4 protein-coding genes are annotated in these 2,685 nt (G+C 59.0%); all 4 read left to right on the top strand.

From position 1 onward, the window contains the following. Window positions 1-85: 85 nt before the first annotated feature. From tnpA to ACT3R4_RS18285, 4 genes are read left to right on the top strand one after another with little or no spacing between them, the layout of a single operon-like run. Window positions 86-376, top strand: coding sequence for an IS66 family insertion sequence element accessory protein TnpA (tnpA, locus tag ACT3R4_RS18270; RefSeq protein WP_022519766.1), 291 nt, complete (start codon window positions 86-88; stop codon window positions 374-376). Continuing rightward, a complete protein-coding gene (tnpB, locus tag ACT3R4_RS18275; RefSeq protein WP_016915087.1) occupies window positions 373-717 on the top strand; it encodes an IS66 family insertion sequence element accessory protein TnpB in 345 nt (114 codons plus the stop codon). Before tnpA ends, tnpB begins: the two co-directional genes overlap by 4 nt. A gap of 28 nt (window positions 718-745) precedes the next feature. Beyond that, complete coding sequence (tnpC, locus tag ACT3R4_RS18280) at window positions 746-2,398, top strand: IS66 family transposase (protein ID WP_022519765.1); 1,653 nt, start codon at window positions 746-748, stop codon at window positions 2,396-2,398. Next, window positions 2,388-2,657 carry a hypothetical protein gene (locus ACT3R4_RS18285; protein WP_022519664.1) on the top strand — a complete coding sequence of 90 codons (270 nt, stop codon included), beginning with the start codon at window positions 2,388-2,390 and terminating at the stop codon, window positions 2,655-2,657. Before tnpC ends, ACT3R4_RS18285 begins: the two co-directional genes overlap by 11 nt. The last annotated feature ends 28 nt before the right edge of the window (window positions 2,658-2,685 follow it).

Genomic DNA, 2,685 nt, shown 5'->3' on the forward strand with positions numbered 1-2,685 from the left:
GTAAGCGTTCATTCTAAGACGTCCTGCCGCCCGGCTGACATTCGCCCTACAGTAACCTCACATTTGCCCACACGAGGTTACCCCCATGAGAAAGCACCGCACCCCGGAACAGTGGCAGGCCCTGGTTGACCAGCATCGTGACAGTGGTCTGTCAGCTTCGCAGTTTTGTAAACAAGAGAACATTGGCTATTCCAGCTTCTGCAACTGGCGAAAGCGCCTGTCCGATCAGCCGACCGATAATTCGACAGACTCTGGAGAAGCCAGCTTTCTCGATTTGTCGTCACTGATGGGCACGTCGCCATCATCCGGCTTAGGCTGGAATATTGTGCTCAGCCTGGGTAACGGCGTCGAGCTACGGCTGAGCCAGAACGGATGATCGGGCTCGATAGCCAGGCGCGCATCTGGCTATGTACCGAACCCACAGACATGCGCAAATCCTTCCGGGGCCTGAGCGCCCTGGTTCGGAATCAGTTGAAGCACGACCCGCTCAGTGGCCAGTATTTCGTCTTCGTCAATCGTCGCAAGACCCAGATGAAGATGCTGTACTTCACCGCCACCGGTTATTGCCTGTGGGCCAAGCGCCTGGAGCAGGGCCAGTTCCGGGTGCCGTTATCCGCCTCCGGGCAGCGAGCCCTGACCCTGACGGATCTGCAACTGCTGATCGATGGCATCGAGGTGCAGAAATATCGCCAGTTCAAGCGTTTTCGAGGGGTATAGAAGGCCGACTTTCGATATAATATCGGCCATGAATTCAACCGCTTCCGCTCCTTCTTCCAATGCACCTTCCTACTCGGCTCTGGCCGAGGAGAATGCCGTGTTGCGGGAGCAGTTGGGAGCCCAGGCAGAAGCGATTCGTCAGCTGACGCATCAACTGGACTGGTTCAAAAAGCAGCTGTTCGGTCCCAAATCCGAGAAGCAGGTGTTCGATCTTCCCGGGCAGGACAGCTTGTTCCAGCCAGAGGAAGCGCCGCTACCGGCGCCGCCTGCTGACGAAGAAGAACGCCCCATCAAGGCCTATCAGCGTGGCACCGGCAAGAAGCAGCGCGACGATGGCTGCCTGAACGACACCGGTCTGCGCTTTACCTCTGATGTGCCGGTGGAAGTCATAGAGTATCTGCCGCCAGAGCTGACAGGGCCGGAGGCCGATCAGTACGAAGTAATCGGCAGTAAGACCACCTACCGGCTGGCCCAGCGGGCCTCCAGTTACGTGGTGCTGAAGGTGGAGCGCCCGGTGTTCCGGCGCAAGGGGAGTGACAAGCCCATCACCACGCCGGCCCCGTTCAACGTGCTGGACAACAGCCTGGCCGATGTCAGTCTGCTGGCCGGGTTGCTGGTGGACAAGTTCCAGTTCCACCTGCCGCTGTACCGTCAGCACCAGCGCATCCAGCAAGCCGGTATCACAATCAGCCGCAGCACCCTGACCAATCTGGTCAAGCGCGTGATCGACCTGCTTCGGCCCATTGTGGATGCCCAGACCGACAACGTGCTGCGCAGTCGGGTGCTGGCCATGGATGAAACGCCGATCAAGGCCGGTCACCAGGGTCGGGCGGGCCCGCAAAAAGGCAAGTTGAAATCCGGCTGGTTCTGGCCGTTATACGGCGATGCCGACGAGGTGGTGTTCACCTACTCGAACAGCCGTGGGCGTGCCCACATCGAAGCCATCCTCAGCGAATCGTTCAACGGCACGCTGATCAGTGACGGCTACGCGGCCTATGCCCGCTACGCTGCTGCCCAAGAGAACGTCACCCACGCCCAGTGCTGGGTGCATAGCCGCCGTTATTTTATCGAGGCGCAGAAGGATCACCCGGAAACCGTCACCGAGGCCCTGCAACGAATCGCAGCGCTGTACCGGAATGAAGAAACCATCAGAACCCACGGGCTGACTGGCGAGAAGAAACGTCAGTACCGGTTGGAACACTCGAAACCGGTCGTTAGCGGCTTCTTCCAGTGGTGCCGGGATCAGTTGGCGTCAGGCGGCCTGGTGCCGAGCGATCCACTGACCAAAGCTCTGAACTACGTGCTCAGCCGGGAAGCCAGCCTGAGCGTATTCCTGGAAAACCCAGACGTGCAGCCAGACACCAACCACCTCGAGCGGGCACTACGCCCCATTCCCATGGGCAAGAAAAACTGGATGTTCTGCTGGACTGAATTGGGGGCGGAACACCTGGGCATCATCCAGAGTCTGATCAGCACCTGCAAGCTGCACAATATTACCCCCTACACTTACCTGGTGGACGTGCTGCAACGCATCAGCCAGCATCCGGCCAGTGACGTCAGCGACCTGACGCCTCGTCTCTGGAAAACCCGGTTCGCCGAGAATCCGCTACGGGCGCTGATCGATCCACGCCATCCTGACCGACAGAACAAACAGCCGGAGGCCACCGTTCATGCGCATTGACGACATGAGCATCGACCAGTTGCTGGAACTGAATCAATACATCTGCCGGCGAATTGATGAACTGCGTGACCGGGAGAACCTCCAGGCGCTGAGCCAGTTGCGGGTGGGCCTGAAAGTGACCTTCGAGAGCCGGGAAGGCCCCGTGCTGGGGATTGTCACCAAGATCAACCGCAAGAGCGTGATCGTGCTGGATGAGGATGGCAGGAAGCAGTACAAGGTCTCGCCGGAGTTATTGAGACCTCTCCGGGACGTGAAGTAGGTCAACTACGTCTTGGAATGAACGCTTA

This window comes from Halomonas sp. AOP7-E1-9 (assembly GCF_052376035.1).
Lineage (GTDB): Bacteria > Pseudomonadota > Gammaproteobacteria > Pseudomonadales > Halomonadaceae > Vreelandella > Vreelandella citrativorans.